Annotated in this window: 20 protein-coding genes; 8 read left to right on the forward strand and 12 right to left on the reverse strand. The window is 54.7% G+C overall.

Annotated elements, in window-relative coordinates:
• Window positions 1–22 precede the first annotated feature (22 nt).
• A complete protein-coding gene (gene yfbV / locus G462_RS0100810; RefSeq protein WP_026957305.1) occupies window positions 23–463 on the reverse strand; it encodes a terminus macrodomain insulation protein YfbV in 441 nt (146 codons plus the stop codon).
• A 402-nt stretch (window positions 464–865) separates the two neighbouring features.
• On the opposite strand from yfbV, the gene G462_RS0100815 reads away from it, so the two are divergent.
• From G462_RS0100815 to G462_RS21280, 3 genes are all read left to right on the forward strand, one after another.
• A complete protein-coding gene (locus tag G462_RS0100815; protein WP_026957306.1) occupies window positions 866–2,068 on the forward strand; it encodes an acetate kinase in 1,203 nt (400 codons plus the stop codon).
• 60 nt (window positions 2,069–2,128) lie between these two features.
• Entirely contained in the window at window positions 2,129–4,282 is a 2,154-nt protein-coding gene (pta, locus tag G462_RS0100820; protein ID WP_026957307.1) for a phosphate acetyltransferase, read from the forward strand.
• Window positions 4,283–4,419: 137 nt separating this feature from the next.
• Window positions 4,420–5,553: a glycoside hydrolase family 53 protein gene (locus G462_RS21280; protein ID WP_035476243.1), complete on the forward strand. Its 1,134-nt coding sequence runs from the start codon at window positions 4,420–4,422 to the stop codon at window positions 5,551–5,553.
• A gap of 337 nt (window positions 5,554–5,890) precedes the next feature.
• Here the strand turns inward: G462_RS21280 and G462_RS0100830 are convergent, their stop codons facing one another.
• The 6 genes from G462_RS0100830 to G462_RS0100860 all read right to left on the reverse strand — a co-directional run bounded on the left by G462_RS0100830 (window position 5,891) and on the right by G462_RS0100860 (window position 10,702).
• Window positions 5,891–6,241, reverse strand: a complete 351-nt coding sequence (locus G462_RS0100830) for a P-II family nitrogen regulator (protein WP_026957308.1) — start codon at window positions 6,239–6,241, stop codon at window positions 5,891–5,893.
• Window positions 6,231–7,007: a DUF1538 domain-containing protein gene (locus G462_RS0100835; protein WP_026957309.1), complete on the reverse strand. Its 777-nt coding sequence runs from the start codon at window positions 7,005–7,007 to the stop codon at window positions 6,231–6,233. Before G462_RS0100835 ends, G462_RS0100830 begins: the two co-directional genes overlap by 11 nt.
• Window positions 7,007–7,741 carry a DUF1538 domain-containing protein gene (locus tag G462_RS0100840; RefSeq protein ID WP_026957310.1) on the reverse strand — a complete coding sequence of 245 codons (735 nt, stop codon included), beginning with the start codon at window positions 7,739–7,741 and terminating at the stop codon, window positions 7,007–7,009. The genes G462_RS0100835 and G462_RS0100840 overlap by 1 nt, the downstream gene beginning before the upstream one ends.
• Before the next feature lie 193 nt (window positions 7,742–7,934).
• Window positions 7,935–8,834: a class I SAM-dependent methyltransferase gene (locus G462_RS0100850; RefSeq protein WP_026957311.1), complete on the reverse strand. Its 900-nt coding sequence runs from the start codon at window positions 8,832–8,834 to the stop codon at window positions 7,935–7,937.
• The gene (locus tag G462_RS21285) at window positions 8,827–9,924 is read right to left on the reverse strand and encodes an AI-2E family transporter (protein ID WP_035476244.1); all 1,098 of its coding nucleotides are present in this window, start codon (window positions 9,922–9,924) and stop codon (window positions 8,827–8,829) included. Before G462_RS21285 ends, G462_RS0100850 begins: the two co-directional genes overlap by 8 nt.
• 64 nt (window positions 9,925–9,988) lie before the next feature.
• A complete protein-coding gene (locus G462_RS0100860) occupies window positions 9,989–10,702 on the reverse strand; it encodes an SDR family oxidoreductase (protein WP_026957312.1) in 714 nt (237 codons plus the stop codon).
• Window positions 10,703–10,773: 71 nt separating this feature from the next.
• On the opposite strand from G462_RS0100860, the gene G462_RS0100865 reads away from it, so the two are divergent.
• On the forward strand, window positions 10,774–11,667 hold the full coding sequence (locus tag G462_RS0100865) for a TIGR01777 family oxidoreductase (RefSeq protein ID WP_026957313.1): 894 nt from the start codon (window positions 10,774–10,776) through the stop codon (window positions 11,665–11,667).
• A 23-nt stretch (window positions 11,668–11,690) separates the two neighbouring features.
• On the opposite strand, the gene G462_RS0100870 is transcribed toward G462_RS0100865, so the two are convergent.
• The 3 genes from G462_RS0100870 to dnaQ all read right to left on the reverse strand — a co-directional run bounded on the left by G462_RS0100870 (window position 11,691) and on the right by dnaQ (window position 14,513).
• Window positions 11,691–12,386 (reverse strand): DNA-3-methyladenine glycosylase I, encoded by a 696-nt coding sequence (locus G462_RS0100870; RefSeq protein ID WP_026957314.1) that lies wholly within the window; start codon window positions 12,384–12,386, stop codon window positions 11,691–11,693.
• Between the two features lie 100 nt (window positions 12,387–12,486).
• Window positions 12,487–13,770 (reverse strand): TIGR03503 family protein, encoded by a 1,284-nt coding sequence (locus tag G462_RS0100875; protein ID WP_026957315.1) that lies wholly within the window; start codon window positions 13,768–13,770, stop codon window positions 12,487–12,489.
• A complete protein-coding gene (dnaQ, locus tag G462_RS0100880) occupies window positions 13,755–14,513 on the reverse strand; it encodes a DNA polymerase III subunit epsilon (protein ID WP_211234172.1) in 759 nt (252 codons plus the stop codon). The genes G462_RS0100875 and dnaQ overlap by 16 nt, the downstream gene beginning before the upstream one ends.
• A gap of 68 nt (window positions 14,514–14,581) precedes the next feature.
• Between dnaQ and rnhA the strand changes: the two genes are divergently transcribed.
• Window positions 14,582–15,049 (forward strand): ribonuclease HI, encoded by a 468-nt coding sequence (gene rnhA / locus G462_RS0100885; protein ID WP_026957317.1) that lies wholly within the window; start codon window positions 14,582–14,584, stop codon window positions 15,047–15,049.
• Here rnhA and G462_RS0100890 read toward each other — a convergent pair.
• Window positions 15,046–15,759 (reverse strand): methyltransferase domain-containing protein, encoded by a 714-nt coding sequence (locus G462_RS0100890; RefSeq protein WP_026957318.1) that lies wholly within the window; start codon window positions 15,757–15,759, stop codon window positions 15,046–15,048. The genes rnhA and G462_RS0100890 overlap by 4 nt on opposite strands.
• Window positions 15,760–15,827: 68 nt before the next feature.
• On the opposite strand from G462_RS0100890, the gene gloB reads away from it, so the two are divergent.
• Together gloB and G462_RS0100900 are read left to right on the forward strand one after the other, a co-directional pair.
• Entirely contained in the window at window positions 15,828–16,595 is a 768-nt protein-coding gene (gloB, locus tag G462_RS0100895; protein WP_026957319.1) for a hydroxyacylglutathione hydrolase, read from the forward strand.
• 73 nt (window positions 16,596–16,668) lie between these two features.
• Entirely contained in the window at window positions 16,669–18,300 is a 1,632-nt protein-coding gene (locus G462_RS0100900) for a lytic transglycosylase (RefSeq protein ID WP_026957320.1), read from the forward strand.
• Here the strand turns inward: G462_RS0100900 and G462_RS21290 are convergent.
• Window positions 18,290–19,075: an endonuclease/exonuclease/phosphatase family protein gene (locus G462_RS21290; RefSeq protein WP_169720125.1), complete on the reverse strand. Its 786-nt coding sequence runs from the start codon at window positions 19,073–19,075 to the stop codon at window positions 18,290–18,292. The two genes, G462_RS0100900 and G462_RS21290, sit on opposite strands and share 11 nt — an antisense overlap.
• A gap of 61 nt (window positions 19,076–19,136) precedes the next feature.
• Between G462_RS21290 and G462_RS0100910 the strand changes: the two genes are divergently transcribed.
• The gene (locus tag G462_RS0100910) at window positions 19,137–19,673 is read left to right on the forward strand and encodes a YceB family lipoprotein (protein WP_026957321.1); all 537 of its coding nucleotides are present in this window, start codon (window positions 19,137–19,139) and stop codon (window positions 19,671–19,673) included.
• Window positions 19,674–19,801: the final 128 nt, after the last annotated feature.

Below are 19,801 nucleotides of genomic sequence, written 5' to 3' on the forward strand. Positions count from 1 at the left end.
TCCCCATCATTAGGGCGCTGTTCTAGTCATCCACCAAGAAGCTTTTATCAAAGCGACGAAATGCTGCGTTGAGCGCTTCAGCCAGTTCAAAATAGCGCGGCTGAGTGGCGGCGGGCGCCAGCTGCACACCAGCCTCTGCCAGCTTCTCGTGCAGTTCGCGATACCAGCTGGCTAAGCTACGTGGCAGATGGGTGTTAGCGCGTTGGCCTAACCAGAATAGGCCGTGCAGGGGCATCAAGAATATCACCATGGCCATCATCACGGCCTGTGGCAGTAGCTCATGCATACCCGCCGAAAATGGAAGAATAACGGTCAGGACAGCAATCGCGGGCATGGTTTTCATTGCCAGCGTAGTGGCGGCAATCACCCGATTCTCGGGGAACATGGGAGCCAAAACACGCTGCGCCGGCCACTTTTTCATATATGCCCGGCCATCACGAACCCGCTCAGAAAAATTTGCCATTCTCTACCCCTTATCCAGACCTTTTTTCAACAACTTACCAGGGCGTTAGCCGCCACTGTGATTACTGCAAACCTCAAACAAACTCGCTCAGTCAGCGTTTAAAAATTGACCTTCGCCAATTCACAGTAAAATAACGAAAAATAATCGCTTTTCAGACAATAACACCGGTATTTTTGGCAAATCATTTCATGTATTATTCACCGCGGTGATACGACTGTCTCTCATTTTTCTTTGTCCTAAGTGTAGCTCGTCTGCGCAATAGGCACTAGCTGAAATAAAATCGCTGTATTACCCGCGCTCCAAGCGAGGTTCGAACGTTCCTGCACGTTGGCCGTGATTACCCGGTCAGACCTCCATCTGCGTCTATAATTGAACAAATTTAACCCCATAGGTATACGTAACATGAGCAAAAAGCTTGTCCTGGTCCTGAACTGTGGTAGCTCCTCTCTTAAATTCGCTGTTTTAGATGCCCAAACGGGTGAAGAAGCTATTACCGGTCTGGCCGAGTGTTTCAACCTTGAAGATGCCCGCATTAAATGGAAAGCGGACGGTCAAAAGCAGGAAGCTAATCTGAGCGCTTACTCCGCTCACCGCGAAGCCATCGAGTTTATCGTTAAAGAGATCCTGGAGCCTCGCCCAGAGATCTTGGCTGACATCGTGGCAGTAGGTCACCGTGTTGTGCACGGCGGCGAGAAGTTTACCAAGTCAGCCATCATCGATGATGCTGTTGTTGCTGGTATCGAAGAGTGCTCTTCACTGGCACCGCTGCACAACCCAGCAGCCCTTATCGGTATTCGTGCTGCCCAAGCTTGTTTCCCAAGCCAGCCGCATGTTGCTGTTTTCGATACTGCTTTCCATCAGAGCATGCCTGAAAACGCTTACCTATACGCACTGCCCTACAAGCTGTACCGCGAGAAAGGCGTACGTCGTTACGGCATGCACGGTACCAGCCACCTGTACGTAAGCCACGCTGCTGCCGAAGCACTGAACAAGCCGGTTGACGAGCTGAACATTATCACCGCTCACTTGGGCAACGGTGGTTCTATCTGTGCTATTAAAAACGGCAAGAGCGTTGACACCAGCATGGGCATGACCCCGCTGGAAGGTCTGGTAATGGGTACCCGCTCTGGTGACATCGATCCAGCCATCATCTTCCACTTGGTTGACCGCGAAGGTTACACCCTGGAAGAAGTAAACAACATGCTGCACAAGCAGTCTGGCCTGATGGGTCTGACTGAAGTAACCAGCGACTGCCGCTTCGTAGAAGACGGCGTAGCAGAAGGTAACGAAGTGGCGATCCGTGCAATGGACGTATTCTGCTACCGCATCGCTAAGTACATCGAGTCTTACTCTGCCTCTCTGGATGGCAAGCTGGACGCACTGGTATTCACCGGTGGTATCGGTGAAAACGCCGCCCCTATTCGCTCTCAGGTAATCAAGCAGCTGGCGCTGTTGGGCTTCGAATGTGATGAAGAAGCAAACCTGAAAGCACGCTTCGGTGGTGAAGGTAACATTGCAACGGCTAACAGCCGTCCTGTTCTGGTTATCCCAACCAACGAAGAATTGGTCATTGCCCGCGACGCGGTAGCACTGACTCAGCAATAACAAAGGCAAGGTGGAGTTCGCTCCACCTTTTTTCTGCTAATCACAAATAGAGGTACAGCAGTGGCTCGTACAATCATGCTTATCCCAGTAGGCGAAGGTGTTGGCGTCACCTCCGTAAGCCTAGGGATGGTTCGCGCAATGGAACGAAATGGCGTTAACGTCAATTTCTTCAAGCCTATTGCCCAGCCAAAATCTCGGGAATCTGGTCCAGAGCGCTCCACCGCAATTATTCGTCAAGGCTCTAACATCGTTCCACCCGAACCGTTCACCAAGGCGCACGCTGATAACCTGATCAGTGCCAACCTGGTAGACGACCTGCTTGAAGGAATCGTTGCTCGTTTCAATTCTGGTACCCGCGGTGCCGAAATTGTTGTTGTTGAAGGTCTGGTTCCGACTTCGGACACCCCTTATGCCAATAGCATCAACTACGGTATTGCTAAAGCACTGGATGCAGACATGGTGTTCGTTACCAACCCTGGTAGCGATACCTCTCAGCAGCTCAAAGAGCGCATGGAGATTGCCTGCAACAACTTTGGTGGCCTGAAGAACAAACGCATCATCGGCTGCATCATGAACAAGGTAGGCGCGCCTATCGATGCTCATGAAATGACTCGCCCAGATCTGACTGAGATGTTCGACACCAAGGCAGGTCAAAGCACCAACCTTGAAGTGCTGCAGATGTTCGGTAAGAGCCCACTGCGCATCCTAGGTTGCATTCCATGGAGCGCTCCGCTGATTGCTCCACGTGCCCGCGACCTGGCGACCCACTTGGATGCGACCGTTATCAACGAAGGCAACATGGACACCCGCCTGGGCCGTGTCACCTTCTGTGCACGCTCTATTCCCAACATGGTTGAGCACTTCAACGCAGGAAGCCTGTTGGTAACATCTGGCGACCGTTCAGACGTTATCGTGTCAGCGTGTTTGGCCGCGATGAACGGCGTGAAGATTGGCGCCCTGCTGCTTACCGGCGGCTACCAGCCAGAGCCACAGGTTATCGACCTGTGTAAGCGCGCGTTTGAAACCGGCCTACCGGTGATGCTGATTGAAGCCAACACCTGGCAGACCTCGTTGGCGCTGCAAAGCTTCAACACCGAGATCCCAGTAGATGATTCTCAGCGTATCGAACTGGTTCAAGGCTACGTGGCTGGCCACATCGACAAGCACTGGATTGAGTCACTGACTTCAACCTCTGCACGTACCCGTCGCCTGTCTCCACCGGCCTTCCGTTACCAGTTAACTGAGATGGCACGTGAAGCGAACAAGCGTATCGTACTGCCTGAAGGCGATGAGCCGCGTACCATCGCTGCTGCCGCTATCTGTGCTGAGCGCGGTATTGCGCAACCGGTACTGCTGGGTAACGTTGAAGACGTACAGCGTATTGCCGCGCAAGAAGGCGTGATCTTGGGTGATGGCGTGACCATCATCGACCCAGTAAGCATCCGCGAGAAGTACGTAGCGCCAATGTGCGAGCTGCGTAAGAGCAAAGGCCTGACCGAAGTGGTAGCCCGCGAGCAACTAGAAGACAACGTGGTACTGGGTACCATGATGCTGGCTCAAGGCGAAGTAGACGGTCTGGTATCTGGTGCGGTTCACACCACTGCCAACACCATTCGTCCGCCGCTACAGCTGATCAAGACCGCCCCGGGTTACAACCTGGTAAGCTCAATCTTCTTCATGCTGCTGCCTGACCAAGTACTGGTATACGGTGACTGTGCGATCAACCCAGACCCAACTGCCGAGCAGCTGGCTGATATCGCCATCCAGTCTGCAGAATCTGCGACTGCCTTCGGTATCGACCCACGCGTTGCGATGATCTCTTACTCGACTGGTAGCTCAGGCACCGGCTCTGATGTAGAGAAAGTACGCGAAGCGACCAAGATTGCTCAAGAGCGTCGCCCTGATCTGGTTATCGATGGTCCGCTGCAGTACGACGCAGCAATCATGGAAAACGTAGCCAAGAGCAAGGCACCAAACAGCCCTGTTGCAGGTAAAGCGACCGTGTTCATCTTCCCAGATCTGAACACCGGTAACACCACCTACAAAGCGGTACAACGTAGTGCAGACCTGATCTCTATCGGTCCAATGCTGCAAGGTATGGCGAAGCCAGTGAACGACCTGAGCCGTGGTGCCTTGGTTGACGACATCGTCTACACCATCGCACTGACTGCGATTCAGGCGAGTCAGGCGAGTCAGGCGAGTCAGGTTAAGTAAGCCTCTCGATTGCCGACAAGCCGGAGCAACTGCTCCGGCTTTTTTGTAGCTAGTGCACAGCTTTCACCAAAGCCGCTACTCCCCTACCCCGCGCCATGCTAGTAATGCCTATACGATTCAATAGCTTAACTAAGCGCATGCCCTACCTGTCTAAAATTGCCGCCTTGCTGCTCATGCTGTCCTTTGGCGGCTCTGCGTCGTCATCAATGCGCTTTGGCGCCGATCTCTCCTACATCAATCAAGTCGAGAACTACGGCGGGCGCTATTACCATAACGGCGAGCCACGTGACCCCTACGCCTTATTCGCCGAGCATGGCACCGAGATGATTCGGCTGCGGCTGTGGCACAGCCCGGAATGGCATGACCAGCTTGAAGGTGCCAATGGCAAGCGTTACAGCGATTTGGCTGATGTGATGCATAGCGCCGCCCGTGCCAAACAGCAGGGTATGCAGGTACTGCTTAACTTTCACTACTCCGACAGCTGGGCCGATCCTCAGCATCAAGACATTCCCAAGGCCTGGCAAGCTATTCGCGAACTAGCTGAGCTTGAGCAGCAGGTGTATCAATATACCTATGACACCCTCGAGCGAATGGCGAGCAAGCAACTGCTTCCCGAGGCGGTGCAAATCGGCAACGAAACCAACTGCGGCATGCTCTATACCAACAGCCCAACCCATTTTCCCAAGCTGTCAGTCTGTGATGGGCACTGGCTAAACGCCGGTCACATCTTCAACGCCGCGATCCGCGCGGTACGTGATATCGACCAAAAGTATCGGCAAGACACCATAGTGCTGCTGCACGTGGCCGATCCCGCCCATCTAGCATGGTGGTTTGAGGGCATCACCAAGAAGGCCAAGGTAGATGATTTTGATGCCATTGGCTTTTCCTACTACCCGCTATGGCACAGCAGCATTGGCTTTGATGCCCTGCCCGAGGCATTGCAGGCCATCAATCAGCGCTTCGAGCGTCCGCTATGGCTGCTCGAGACCGCTTATCCTCACACCCGGCAGGCCAACGATAGCTACCCCAACCTACATGGCGATGCACCACTACTTGCCTTTCCAGCAAGTCCCGAGGGGCAGCTAGCCTTTTTGCAAACGCTTAGGCGCAACTTGGCACAGTCGGGCACTGAGGCGATGTTCTACTGGGAGCCGGGCTGGATAAGCTCGAACATGCGAGACTTATGGGGGCAGGGCTCGTCGTGGGAGAACTGCGCCTTCTTTGATTATCAAGGAGAGCTGCTGCCTGCCATCACTTATCAACAGGAGTGAGGGCACAGCTAAGTGGCATGTTGATAGCACGGTGGGATCCGCTCAGAGCAAAGCGGATTTGCCGCTGGCGCTATGTATGATGGGCGTTTGCACGCATAGCGTTCCCACAGTAAGCAAGCGCTTAGCCAAAGTCGACCAGCCCTTTTATGACAATAGAGTCAATTGCAGGACACTTTTCGAACAACTCAATATATTCTTTTTAATCAATGACTTAAGTTTAAGTTATGGATGAATACACACTTTAATCCACAGATATTGTGGATTAAATTAAACTAACAACAAAGTTATCCACATAACGAGAGCGAAATACGACTTTGATCCCAGTTTTTATGCACAGCTAGCTATCGATGTCAACTTTGTGAGTCAAGGCCTGGATCTGGTGGGCAACCCCCACCGCCTCTTCCACATCGAGCAGTACAGCAATGCCGCTGCCCTCTTCTTCATCAAAGGCTGCAACCTTACTAATGGTGTTTAAAATAGACTTGGCGCGATGGCTTTCCACGACAAAAAGCAGCACATCCGCTTGCGACTCCAGACTCAAGCCGAAGAAGGTTTTCTTACGGCTCACCCCCTCGCCTCGCGCATTGTTGATCACCGTAGCGCCGGTCGCCCCAGCCGCGCGTGCGGCATCGAGTACCTTGGCTGTCTTGTGGTCGTCGACGAATGCGACAATCATCTTAAACTTCATGATTTTCTCCTGACTCGCTATAACGCGAGAGATAAGCACTAATCTGCGCGTAAGCCATCACCGCTATCATTGGGAACAAGCTGGCAAAGGCTATCAATCCAAATCCGTCGATTAACACGTCGCGCCCCGGCACCGAGGCCGCCAGGCCTAAGCCCAAGGCGGTCACCAGCGGCACCGTCACCGTCGATGTGGTTACCCCGCCACTGTCGTAGGCAAGGGGAATAATATCTTTAGGGGCAAACAGGGTTTGCACCACCACCACCGCGTAGCCGGCGATAATGAAATACTGCAGCGGCTCTCCAATCACAGTCCGATAAGTGCCCACCGCTAAACCCAGCGCCACGCCAATCGCCACCGAGCTGCGCAGCCCACCCACCGAGATCACCCCACCGGATACCTGATTGGCCTTGATGGCCACCGCCAGCAGTGAGGGCTCGGCGATGGTAGTGGCAAAACCAATGGCAGCGGCGAACAGATACACCCACATGTAGCTCTGCCAGTTGGCGGTCTCGGCGCTGCCGACAAACTGCTCGCTTGTTAACTGCCGGGCCATCGATTCGCCCAAGGGAAACAGCGCCATCTGCAGCCCTAACAAGAACAGCACCATACCGATGATCACAAAACCGGTGCCCACCGCAAGCTGGGTGGGGCGACGTAGTGCGATGCGCAACACCACCAAGTGGAAGAACAGAATGGTCGCCACGATGGGTGCCACATCGCCCAAGGTACCAAACAGATTACTGAGAAACTCGACCCACCAAACCATTACCAGATAATCCCAAATAGCAGCACAAATAGGACCGGCGTTAACGACGCCAGCGCAATTAAACCAAACCCATCCAGCAAGGGGTTGCGCCCCTTAATCGCATTCGCCAAGCCCACCCCTAGTGCCGTTACCAGCGGTACGGTGATGGTCGAGGTGGTCACGCCGCCGCTGTCGTAGGCGATACCGATAATCTCCTGCGGCGCAAACGCAGTAATCACCACCACCAGCACATAACCGCCGATCATCAGCCAATGCAGCGGCCAGCCACGCAGCACCCTCAATACCCCCACCACAATTGCCAAGCCCACAGCAGCGGCGACACAAAGGCGTAAAGCGGCAGCGTATTCTTGACGGGCGGCATCGCTATCGACGATATGCTCGGTGACAGCGGCGACCTTGGCCGCCTCGTCTGCCACCGCAATCAACGCCGGTTCGGCAATGGTGGTGCCAAAGCCCAAACAAAAGGCAAACAGCAGCAAGGCCGAGAGCTTTCCCTTATGGGCAAAGGCATGGGCCATATCCTCTCCCACTGGGAACAAGCCCAGCTCCAACCCCATCACAAAGCAGGTTAGGCCGAGCACCACCAGCGCGGTGCCCAGAAACACATTGGCAAGATCGGGAAGCGGGGATTGCAAGACAAACAGTTGGAAAAATGCGACCACCAGGATTATCGGGCTGATATCCCTGAGGCTTTTGAGGAGAGAATCGAAAAAGTGAGAGAGGTGATAACCCATACTCGTCCCCTAGTCATGCCATCATCGCGCGGGCCCAAAAGGCCTATAAACTGATGAGTACGATGGATGGCCGGCTAATCACAGCTGCGATGGAATGCAGCAGTTGTAACCAACATAACATGGGGGAGCAAAAGGGCCAGCAGCTTGAGCCACTTTTGCGTGTCCAAGCTGCGGAAAACAAAGGGATTGAGAGCTAGCTAACAGCAGCGGCGCGCTCGAACAATAAAACCTTTAGGCCAGCATCGGCGTCTTTCTCCAACACCAAGTCTGGACGCGCCAGCGCTTCAACAAAGCGCAGCTCAGGCGCTTCATTCGCTACACAATCGAGCAGAAACTGCTGGTCGAGCCAAGGCGCATTTAGGCACAACAAGGCTTGGCCGTTGTCACTCAGTAGACTCGGCAACTGACGGACGATTCGCTGGTAGTCTTTCTCCACCAAGAAGCTGCCCTTTTGCATTGACGGTGGATCGGCAATCACCAAATCATAAGGCCCAAATTTGCGCAGCTTACCCCAAGACTTAAACAGGTCATGGGCAAAGAACTTGGCGCGCTTAACATCGAGCTGATTAAGGCGCAGGTTGTTGCGCCCCACGTTCAAGGCTGCCTGGCTCATATCCAGATTCACCACCAGCTCAGCGCCACCGGCCAACGCCGCCACCGCAAAGCCGCAGGTGTAAGAGAACAGATTAAGGATGGTCTTGCCGCTGGCTCGCTGTTGCACCCACTGGCGTCCTGCGGCCATATCAAGGAACAACCCAAAGTTTTGATTGGTGCCAATATCAACCTGATAGTGCAGCCCATGTTCAGTGACCTGGCTAGGCGTTTGCGCCTCGCCCCACAGCCACTGCACCGGCGCGCCCGGCTGGTCGCGTTGCTGCAGATAGATACTCTTTACCGCCGCATCGGCCTGCAGACGGGCCATTAGCGCTGCCAAAACAGGCTCCGCCAAGGGCTCATAAGCCACAATCAGTGCTAAAGGCGGCAGCCACTCAAGGTTGAACGCCTCGGCGCCAGGTACACAGTTTCCTCGTCCGTGGATTACGCGTAGTGCCTCAGCTCCAAGCTCAGGCAGGTCAAAGGAAAAATTACTCACTCTTTTCTAACTCAATATGTTCTAGTTCTAATTGCTCGATATCGATGCGCTTTAGCTCATCGGGGTGGGCCAGCAAGGATGCAACCCAGTGGCCTGACTCGCTCGATTCCAGCGCAATCTTTAAGATCATGGTTAAGGGCACCGATAGCAGCATGCCCACGCTGCCAAACAGCCAGCCCCAGAAGATCAACGATAGGATCACCACCAGCGACGACAGCCCAAGGCCCTTGCCCATCACCCGCGGCTCAATCATGTTGCCCACCACCATATTTACCGAAAAGTACAGCGCCATCACAATCGCCGCCTCTTTTACCCCAAACTGCACCAGCGCCAAGATAATTGGCGGAATGGCCGCAATCAGCGAGCCAACGTTCGGGATGAAATTCAGCAAGAATGCCAACAAGGCCCACATCACCGCATAATCAAGGCGCAGCATGCTCAGCACTATCAGCACTGGGGTGGCGGTAATCAGACTGATCAGCGCTTTTACCGCAATGTAGTTGTTCACTGCCTTGAGCGAGCGGTCAATCTGCGACATCCGAATATCAGGGCTGTGCAGCGCATAATGCAGGCGCTGCGGCATGCTGTCGGCTTCCAGCAACATAAACACGGTGACCAACAAAATCATAAAGATGTTAGTCGCTGCGCCACTTAAGCCGGACAAGGTATTGGCGAACAGCCCCAGCACCACGCCCGGGTCAAAATAGCCGGTAATCATCGACATGTTTACTTCGATATCGAAGCGCGCCGCAAGCTGCACCACGCCGCCTAAGCGCTGCAGCAGTTGATCGCGATACTCCGGGATAGCCGCGCGGAAGTCATTGACCGAGTTACCCACCACGCCGGCGATTAACATCAGGGCCACGATAATCAATACCAATACTGCCAACACCGCCAGCACTCGTGGAATGCGCAGCTTGGTCAACATCTTAACCAGCGGGTTAGCAATAATGGCAATAAACAATGAAAGCAAAAATGGGATAAGCACCGGAGTTGCCGCCTTTAGGCCCGCCAACACCACGATAATAGATGCACAAATCAATAACCCATCTCGAAAATTAGCTTCTCGGTTTACGGCAGGAAATTTCACATCTCACTCCTTAACAGTGATTTGCTTGCAAGTGTAAGTTCAGCCAAAGATAAAACCAACACATTTACCAAGCACTTAACGAGCGGCCACCATCGACTTTGAGTGTTTCTCCGGTGATAAAGTGGTTGGCCAGCAACATCTCAACGACCTGCCACACCGGCTCAAAGCCCCCTTCCCGCCCAAGCGGCGTGCTGGCTAGCACCTGCGCACGTTGTGCCTCGCTGTGTTCCGGCAAAAAAGACAATGGCCCGGGAGCGATACAGTTGACCCGAATATATGGGGCCCAGGCAGCGGCGTAGCCTTGCATCAAACAGCTAAGGGCCGCTTTTGAGGCGCAGTAGGCGCGTTTATCCGGGCGCGGCAGCTGCGCGTAGATATCGGTGATGGCGATAATCTGCCCGCGTGCATTACGCAGTGCGGCTTGCAGCGCCTCGCTGAGTATCTGCGGCGCATGAAAATGCAGTGCCATCGCCCGCTGGCCGAGCCCTAGATGCTCGCTTAACGTGACATGCTCGCTCTCGCCTTCGAACAGTGAGGCGTTGTGCAGTAGCAAATCCAGGCTAGGCAGCTCGGCGGTGAGGCGCTCAGCCAAGCCGAGCAGTTGGCCCGCGTCGGTGAAGTCACACTGATAAAGCCTCACCCCACGTTTAGCCAAGGCCTCGGTTTGCTCACTCGCCCGGCGATAATGACCAAACACCTGCCAGCCCTGCGCCAAAAACTGCTCGGCGAGGTGGAAACCTAAACGCCGTCCAATTCCACTGATAAACACTATCGGCATACTTCAATGATCCCCTGAATCTCTGCTATCGTTATTGAAATCAATAACTAAGTTAGCCAACGGCCCTGTTAATGAAAATTTTGCTCACCGGCGGCACTGGTTTTATCGGCCAGTCCCTCGCCCGGCAATTACAGCCAAAGCACCAGCTTATCATCCTAACCCGGCGCCCGGTACGCGCCTACCAACAACTCGGCCATAACATCTTAGCTATCAGCTCTTTGGATGAGCTACAAGACCTCAATGATGTCGATGCAGTGATTAACCTGGCCGGCGAACCCATCGCCAACCGCCGCTGGACCGCCAAGCAAAAACAACGGATCTGCGACAGTCGCTGGCAGCTCACCGAAGAGCTGGTTGAGATGATCAATAACAGCATGCCACGCCCGCACACCTTTATCAGCGGCAGCGCCATCGGCGTCTACGGTACCGAGATCGACGGCGAGATCGACGAAGCAACGCAGGTACACGAGCAGTGCTTTACCCGCACCGTCTGTAAGCGTTGGGAAGAGCTGGCGCTAAAGGCTGAGAGCGAGCAAACCCGCGTCTGCCTGCTGCGCACTGGCGTGGTGCTGGGGGTTGAAGGCGGCGCGCTGGCGAAGATGCTACCGGCCTTTAAGCTCGGCGCAGGCGGACCGATGGGCAGTGGTCAGCAGATGATGTCGTGGATCCACATTCAAGATATGGTCAACGGCATCATATTCTTGTTAAACAATAGTGAGACCTCCGGCGTGTATAACTTCACCGCCCCAGCCCCGGTGAGCAATCAACAGTTCAGCGAAGTACTGGCCAAGCAACTGGGCCGCCCCTGTTTTTTCCGCACGCCCAAGCAAGTGCTGGATCTGGCCTTCGGCGAGATGGCCACCTTACTGCTTGATGGCCAGCAGGTGCTACCCAAGCGCTTGTTAGAGGCTGGCTATAAGTTCCGCTACCCGAGCTTAGATAAGGCCATGCGCCAGCTGGTGTAATTGCACCGCCCCAATAAACTGCACTATTCGGCCAGCTGCACGGCGTTATCACCCACGCTGTAGGCAATCACCTGCGACAGCTGGGTGAGCGACAGGCCTGACTGCTGTTGGAGTTCGTTAAACACCTGCTGCACTTGATTTAGCGCACGCTGGCTGGAAGGCGCTTTGTCGATATGGCCCTGCGCCTGCAGATAGCCCACCACATCTTTCGAGAGCACAAAGGTATCCTTACCCATCCGCCGCAGCGCATAGGAAGCGCTATTCCCGCCCAAACGCGCCCCTTGTTTTTTTAGCAGCAGCCATAGGCCCACGATATCTTGCTCCGGCCACTCGGCGATAAACTTGGCAAAGCTACCGTGCTGCTCTGCCAACTCCACCATCATCTGGGCATTGGCGGGGACCGTGAGGATCTTCTGGCGATTGCGGATAATCCCGGCGTCATTACACAGGCGTTCAATGTGCCCATCATCCAGCAGTAACATCTTGGCTGGCTCGAAACCAAAGAAGGCGCGCTCAAACGCCGGCCATTTTTGCTCCACCACCCGCCAAACGAAGCCGGATTGAAAGATGACTTGGGTAAAGGCGGCCAGCCAGCGGTCATCGCTAACCTCAGCTAGCTCGGCAGTGCTGCGCGGCACACTGAGCATCGCCTCTAATGCGGCATCCCCGCCCTTACGCTCGGCGGCGCGTTGCCAAACAGTACTAAATTTTTCTACCATGGTGTGTTGTTACCTTGTGAGCACAGATCAAACAGGGGAGCTGATTGCTCCCCTGTATCGCTCAAGCCTAACGCTTGCAGATGTGCGTTTCCAGCACTTGTTATTCTTGCGGCATGTTCAGCTCTGGGCCTTCACTCATCTTAGGCTCAGGACCACCATTCATCGCAGGCGCTTCACTTTGGCGCGCTTTCTCCAGCGCCTTCTTAAAGGCAACCCGCTTGCGCCACCAAATAAAGCCGAACACAGCACCAACCAGCAGCAACACGCCGAAGACGATGCCAATAATCATCCCCCATGGCGAACTGGGCTCCTCGGCTTCGGCCGCCTGCTCGAGCACTTCCGGTGCAACCGGTGGTGGCGGCGGCGGCAAGATCACGAAGTCTTCTTCTGGAAACTCAACCACCAGCTCACGCCCATCAAGGGTGTTGGCCAGGATCGTACCGCCGACCCGGTAGCGGCCATGCATCGCGGGAGTCGGCAGTGGCACAGCAATCTTGTCGGTCTCGGCAAACACCTGAAACGGCTCTTCCCAGCCAACATTGTTGAACACCTTACCATCGATGATCACGCTGCTGGGGTCTAGCTCATCACGGTCGATCTGCATATGCATCACCGCTTGATTGCTATCATCATCAGGCGCATCGATTTTCACCGACACCGGGTTGGGATAAATAAACACCTCTTGGCGTAGTGCGCGGGTGAACACCTCGTTGATGGTGCTGACCACCAGCTCGTATTTACCGGGCTCGATGTCTACATCGACCACCGCGGTGAAAATACCGTCATCGGGGACTTCATCGAACTTCTTACCATCGTCATAAAACTTGGCCAGCTCTTCGCGACGTACCCGTTCACGCAGGTCGATATTCACCGTGCGATTCACCGCAACGCTCAGCAGCGCTTCATCGATATACACGCCCAAGTCGATTTTATCGCCGCGGTTATGTAGCTGGGCGGCGATCTTAAGGCGTTCACCAAAGTAGAGTTGGGTTGGGATCTCATCGACCTCCAGCGCCACATCGCTAAGTAGCTGGATACGGTTACGACCACGGTTCTCAGCCACCGCCTGCCAAGGGCCGGGCATTGGGTTCTCGATGGTCACGATGTCCATCTCGTCGGTTTCCAGCCAGGTGGCATTTTCCGGCAGATCCCATGCATACAGCTTGCTGCCGTTAGGTCGCACCAATACCGCCGCTCGGGTTCCCTCTTCGCGATACAGGATAAAGGTGATCTTTTCTATCCCATGGTCGAGCCGGAAGCGGTTATCAATAAGCGGCACATCACGATTGGTAAAAATCTCGTTTGCTGAGGCAAACAGAGGTAATACAGCGATAATCGACCACAGACAGGTTCGGCTAAACAGCCGGATTAGAGCTTGCGCCAAAGGCAGCTTCCTCCTTTTTTCTCCACCAGTTCAAGACGCTCTTGATGCAGGCCTTGCTCTTCGTCGCTGGCAAACACAACCGCCAACGGTGGGCGTTCAGCTGCCAGGCGACGTACGCCCAAGCCCTGCTCTTCACCATCTTGACCATGGATCAGGTTTAACTTGTTTTGACCCCCGGTCATCTTCAAGAACACTTCGGCCAATAACTCGGCATCGAGCAATGCGCCGTGGTAGGTACGTGATGAACGGTCTACGCCGTAGTAATCACTCAAGGCATCCAGGTTCTTACGCGCAGGCAGCGGCTTGCTGCCCGCCAACTGCACCTCTCGGCCGTTGTATTCGCCGCGACGTGCTACCAACAGGGAGTCGGTGACACTACAGATATCGGCACACTTGGGGCGTGCTTGAGGCAACATCGATAATTCGTGATCAAGGAAGCTAATATCGAACTGGGCGTTGTGTGCCACCAGCTCGGCACCATCGATAAAGGCCAGAAAATCATCGGCAATCTCGTGGAACAGCGGCTTGTCGAGGACAAACTCATCGGTAATTCCGTGAACCTCGATCGCCTCATCGTCGATCTTCTGTTGCGGGTTGATATACACATGGTAGGTGCGACCGGTCAGCTTACGGTCAATCACTTCAACACAACCAATCTCGATCACCCGGTGGCCTTGATAAATGGGGCCGCCACTGTCGTTCATACCGGTGGTTTCTGTATCGAAAACCACCTGTCGTTGCATCGGAGATTGGTTCACTTGTTTTCCTATGTCACACTGTAGGGAGAAATTTCCCCTAGTTTACCAAAGTTATGCAGCAAGAAGTTGAAGTGTTTACCGACGGTTCCTGTTTAGGTAACCCCGGCCCGGGCGGTTATGGTGCCATTCTGACCTACGGCGCTCACCGCAAAGAGTTAAGCCAAGGCTACAAGCGCACCACCAATAACCGCATGGAGCTGCTCGCCGCGATTGTAGCGCTGGAAAGCTTAAAGCGCCCCTGCAAGGTAACACTAACCACCGACAGCCAGTATGTACGCCAAGGCATTACCTCGTGGCTGGCCGGTTGGAAGCGCAAAGGCTGGAAGACCGCCAGCAAACAGCCGGTTAAAAACGTTGATTTGTGGAAGCGCTTGGACGCCGCGAGTCAGCAACATGATGTGGACTGGCAGTGGGTGAAAGGCCATAGCGGCCACCCGGAGAATGAGCGCTGTGACGATTTGGCGCGCGACGCCGCCAGCGGCAGAGACTTACTGGTCGACGAGGGCTATCAGGAAAGCTAACCGCCTACCGAGGTCGCCGCTATCCGCGGTTTTACCCAACGCGAGTTGCGCACCGGCGTAAGCGGCGCCCGCCGCTTACGCGCCACAATGAAATAGCACGAAGCGGTCATCCGGAAGTAATCCCGCCCAAAACGCTCGAACCACTGCGGCGCCGGCCGGTTATTCACAAAACTGGTGTAGGCAAAACGCTCGTCACTTAATACCTCAAAGCCCAGCAGGTTTAGCCAGTCCTTCACCCGTGACGGAGTGAACATCCGTGAGCTGAACGGTAGCCCCTTGCGTGGCAGCGGCACATAGCGGCGCAAACCAAGTAGGCTAATTGGATTAAATCCGCTGAGCATGATGTAGCCATCGGCGGTCAGTACCCGCTCAACTTCTCGTAGCAGTTGGTGGGGATCTTTGGAGAAATCAAGGCTGTGCGCCAGCAAGCACATGTCGATACAGCTTTCTTGAAATGGAAGGTGCTCGGGTTTGGCTAGTACGCCAGCAAGCTGGCTTTCACGCGCCACATTGAGCTGGTGACGGACGCTGGAGACATGGCAGCTAAGTTCGGCACTGAGCGAGCCCACTTTGAGGATGTGGTAGCCAAAGATACGTGGCAATTGCTCGTCGAGCAGCGTCTGCTGCTGGCGCAACAGCCAATCACCCAGTGGCAGGTCCTGCCATGAGTGGGGGCTTGCTACAACTTCCTGAATCCTCGCTGGCCGCATCGCCTTCCCGTATTAATTCGCCGCGTTTCGCGCAATAATAGCCAGACTTTAGCGACAGAGAACAGACAATGCAAATCCTGCATATCCCCGCATTTTCAGATAATTACATCTGGCTATTAGAAGCTGGCAATGGCCAGGCAACGGTGGTGGACCCAGGCGAAGCAAGCCCGGTCATCGCACGCCTTGAGCAGCTGCAGCTAGAATTGACTAACATCCTAATTACTCATCACCACGCCGACCATATCGGTGGCGTTGAAGCGTTACTAGCGCGCTACCCTGATGCCAAGGTCTATGCGCCCGTCAACGGCAGCTACCGCTTTGAGCACCAAGGGGTGGCGCAAGGAGACCGCCTGACACTGGCTGGGCTAAGCGAGCAATTCGAGGTACTCGAAGTACCCGGGCATACCTTAGATCACGTGGCCTACTACACGCCGGGGCACCTGTTTATCGGTGATACCTTATTCTCGGGCGGTTGTGGTCGCCTGTTTGAAGGCAGCGCTCAACAGATGCTAGAGTCGCTCAGCCGAATCGCCTCACTGCCTGAGAAAACCCTTATTTATCCTGCACATGAGTACACCCAGGCTAACCTGGTTTTTGCCTTAGCGGTGGAAAGTAACAACCCGCAACTGTTGGCCTATCAGAAAAACGTCGCAAAACTTCGCCAACAAGGTTTACCGACCGTGCCAACCTCTTTGGCCAACGAATTAGCGATCAATCCGTTTCTACGTAGCGCCGAATCTAGCGTTCAGCAGCGAGTCGCCATGGAAGCACAGCAGCCAATGGCCAATCCGCTGGATACCTTTACAGCACTGAGGTCATGGAAAGACCGCTTCTGACTTGCACCCACCGGGCAAGCTCAATAACATGTGAACTTTGTGTGTCGAAAACAGCAAGACTGACAGGAAACGAATGAGAAAATTATACGTTGGCGCGATGTGTGTCGCTCTTTCTGCGTGCCAACTTACGGCTCGCCAAGATGAGCCGGATACCCTCGAACAGGCTCAAGCCGAACTATCCAGTGATATGGAGAGTGCTGCGGGCAGCCTGGAACTCGCCGCCACGCCTGAGCAACTGCCAGCCGAAGCCGCACTTAATCAAGCTGCACTCGAGCAAGTTGAGCCAGAACAACCCGAGCCGCTTACCCCACAACAGGTCGATGATTTGTGGGAGCGCATCGACATGCAGCTAAGTTTAGCGATCCCGCTAGAGCAAAAAAGCCTGCAATCTCAGCTGAACTGGTACCTGCGCCACCCCGATTATATGCGCCGGGTATCACAGCGCGCCGAGCCTTACCTCTACTTCATCGTCGATGAGATTGAAAAGCGCGATATGCCGCTTGAGCTGGCGCTGCTTCCCATCGTAGAAAGCGCCTTCCAGCCCTTCGCCTACTCCCATGGCCGTGCCGCTGGTTTGTGGCAGATTATCCCCGGTACCGGGCGTCGCTTCGGGCTGGAGCAAAACTGGTGGTATGACGGCCGTCGCGATGTCTACGCCTCAACCATTGCCGCGCTGGATTACCTGGAGTATCTGAATCGCTTCTTCGATGGCGACTGGACTCACGCCATTGCCGCCTACAATTCAGGCGAAGGCCGGGTGCGCAATGCCATCCGCGCCAACAAACGCGCCAACAAGCCAACCGATTTCTGGTCGCTGTCGCTGCCGCGCGAAACCAGCGCCTACCTACCGAAGCTGCTGGCACTGAGCCATATCCTGCAAAATCGCGAAGATTACGATATGGAGATCCCACAGCTGGCGAACCAACCGTATTTCGAGCGTGTTGATGTTGGCTCGCAGATCGACCTAGCGGTTGCCGCCGATCTGGCGGGTATTGAGCTGGAAGAGCTACACCGCCTCAACCCGGGCTTTAACCGCTGGGCCACCGCGCCGGAAGGCCCGCACTTCCTGCTTCTGCCCATTGAGCAAGCCGAGCGCTTCGAAGTAGCAGTCAACAACATGCCCAAGCAAGACCGCTTGCAGTGGACCCGCTACACCGTGGTATCAGGCGATAGCCTGAGCACCATTGCGAGTCGCTACAACACCACCTCCAGCCAAGTTCGTCAGCTTAACAGCCTAAGTGACGATACCATACGTATTGGCCAGGCCTTGCTGATCCCGATCTCCAGTCGTGATAGCGAAGCCTACACCCTGAGCCAAGAGCAGCGCCTAGCGGCGACTCAAGGCCGCAACCGTGGCGCTATCAAGCTCAACTACACGGTAAAATCGGGAGACAGCCTGTGGGAGATTGGTCGCCGTTACAAGGTGAGCCACCGCCAAATCGCCAGCTGGAATGGTATGGCACCGGGCGACACCCTGCGCTTAGGGCAAAAGCTGGTGATCTGGCAACAAACCGATATTCCTCGCGACCAGCTGCAAACCATCACCTACCGGGTTCGCAGTGGTGACTCGCTATCCACCATCGCTGCGCGCTTTAAGGTACGTGTCAGCGACTTGGTGAAGTGGAACAAGCTCGATCAAAACCGCTACCTACAGCCCGGCCAACGCCTCAAGCTGTACATTAATGTGGCTGAAGTCAGCGCCTAAATCTTACCAGCAGAGCATTGTGATCGGAGCTGTCGGTCACAATGCTTTTCGCTGACACCAAACTCAAGCCACGATAGGCCACATGGTCTAGCACCTCACCAAAAACTCTGCTGCGCAAATCCGGCTCAAACGCCACTAGCTGCAAGCTGTGTCGCTGGATAAAGCGCTCAAACACCGCCAAGCGTGAATCGCTCCAGGTATTAAAATCCCCCGCCAGCACCACCGGCCCGGTATGTTGGTTCAGCTCATCGCTTAAATCGGTTAATTGCTGGGTGAAGGTCAGTTCATCGAGGGTAAAGTTCACGCTGTGCACATTCACAATTAGCACCTCACTCCCCTGCCAGCGGTAGACAAGCGACAGGCTAGACTTGGGAAACCGAATAAGAGGCTCTGTGGTTAAACGGGCACATACCCGCTCTGCCGGCGCCCGAGTCAAGGTTGCCACGCCCAGACCATCGCCCAGCCATTCAAAGGCTAGCGCTTGGTAGCGATACCACTGACCGATTTGCCCCCAGCCATAAAGTTGTTTGCGGCTGCCCTCTTGCAGCATCAATATCTGATTGCCTGCGACCAGCTCACTAAGCTCGTTATGCCAGTTGTCGCGCTGCCCTTTGTAGGCGTTCCACACCACAATGCCCAGCCCGTCACTGGACAAGGGTTCCGCCGGCAGCTCAAGTGGAGCAAACTCGAGTTGGGTGTTATCGCAAGGGCGCGCTGAAGCATCAAAAGCGAGCAGCACTGAGCAGCAACCTAACAGCAGGTAAACTTGAGCCACTCCCAGAACTTGCTTAAGCTTGGCTAACCATTTGATACACATACCTCCCGTTGGTCTGCCTATGCGCTCTTTTCTACTCATCGCCGTCACGCTCTTCCTTACCGCTTGCTCGTACAACTACAGTATCAGCGAGGCTGAACTAAACCAACGTTTGCAACGCGCAGAGCTGAGTAAACAAGTGGGCATCCCCGGTTTGGCATTAGCTGCGTTCAAGCTCACCGACCTTGAGCTGGCGCTCCAAGAACAAGATCAGAAACTGCAGCTCGATAGTCAACTGAGTATCAACGTGCAAACTTCTGACCAGCAGTTACAAGCTCAGATGCGCTCCACCCTTGAAGCCCGCCCGGACTACCAGCCCGAGCAAGGCGCCATCTACCTCAAAGACCTGCGGATCCTCAATCAAGAGATATCGCCCAGCGATGCCGAGCCAATGCTACGCCTGATAACCCCCTTGGTTGAGCTGGCCTTAAACCAATATCTGGAGCGATACCCGCTCTATCAACTGGACGAATCAGACAGCAAGCAAGCGATGGCCAAGCGACTGGGCAAGGATGTGCAGATCAAAGCCAATCGTATTGATTTTGTATTTGGTTATTAGGGCCTATTGAGCTGGGCCAAGACTATACTGAATAAGCCAGCGACCCAGCGCGGGTTTCTAGCGTCTTAAAAAGATCATCCATCTGTCTCAGTGCTAACCAATACTTCTAGTTACCGAGCAGGCTCAAC

The organism is Aliagarivorans taiwanensis DSM 22990 (assembly GCF_000429505.1).
Classification (GTDB): Bacteria; Pseudomonadota; Gammaproteobacteria; order Enterobacterales; family Celerinatantimonadaceae; genus Aliagarivorans; species Aliagarivorans taiwanensis.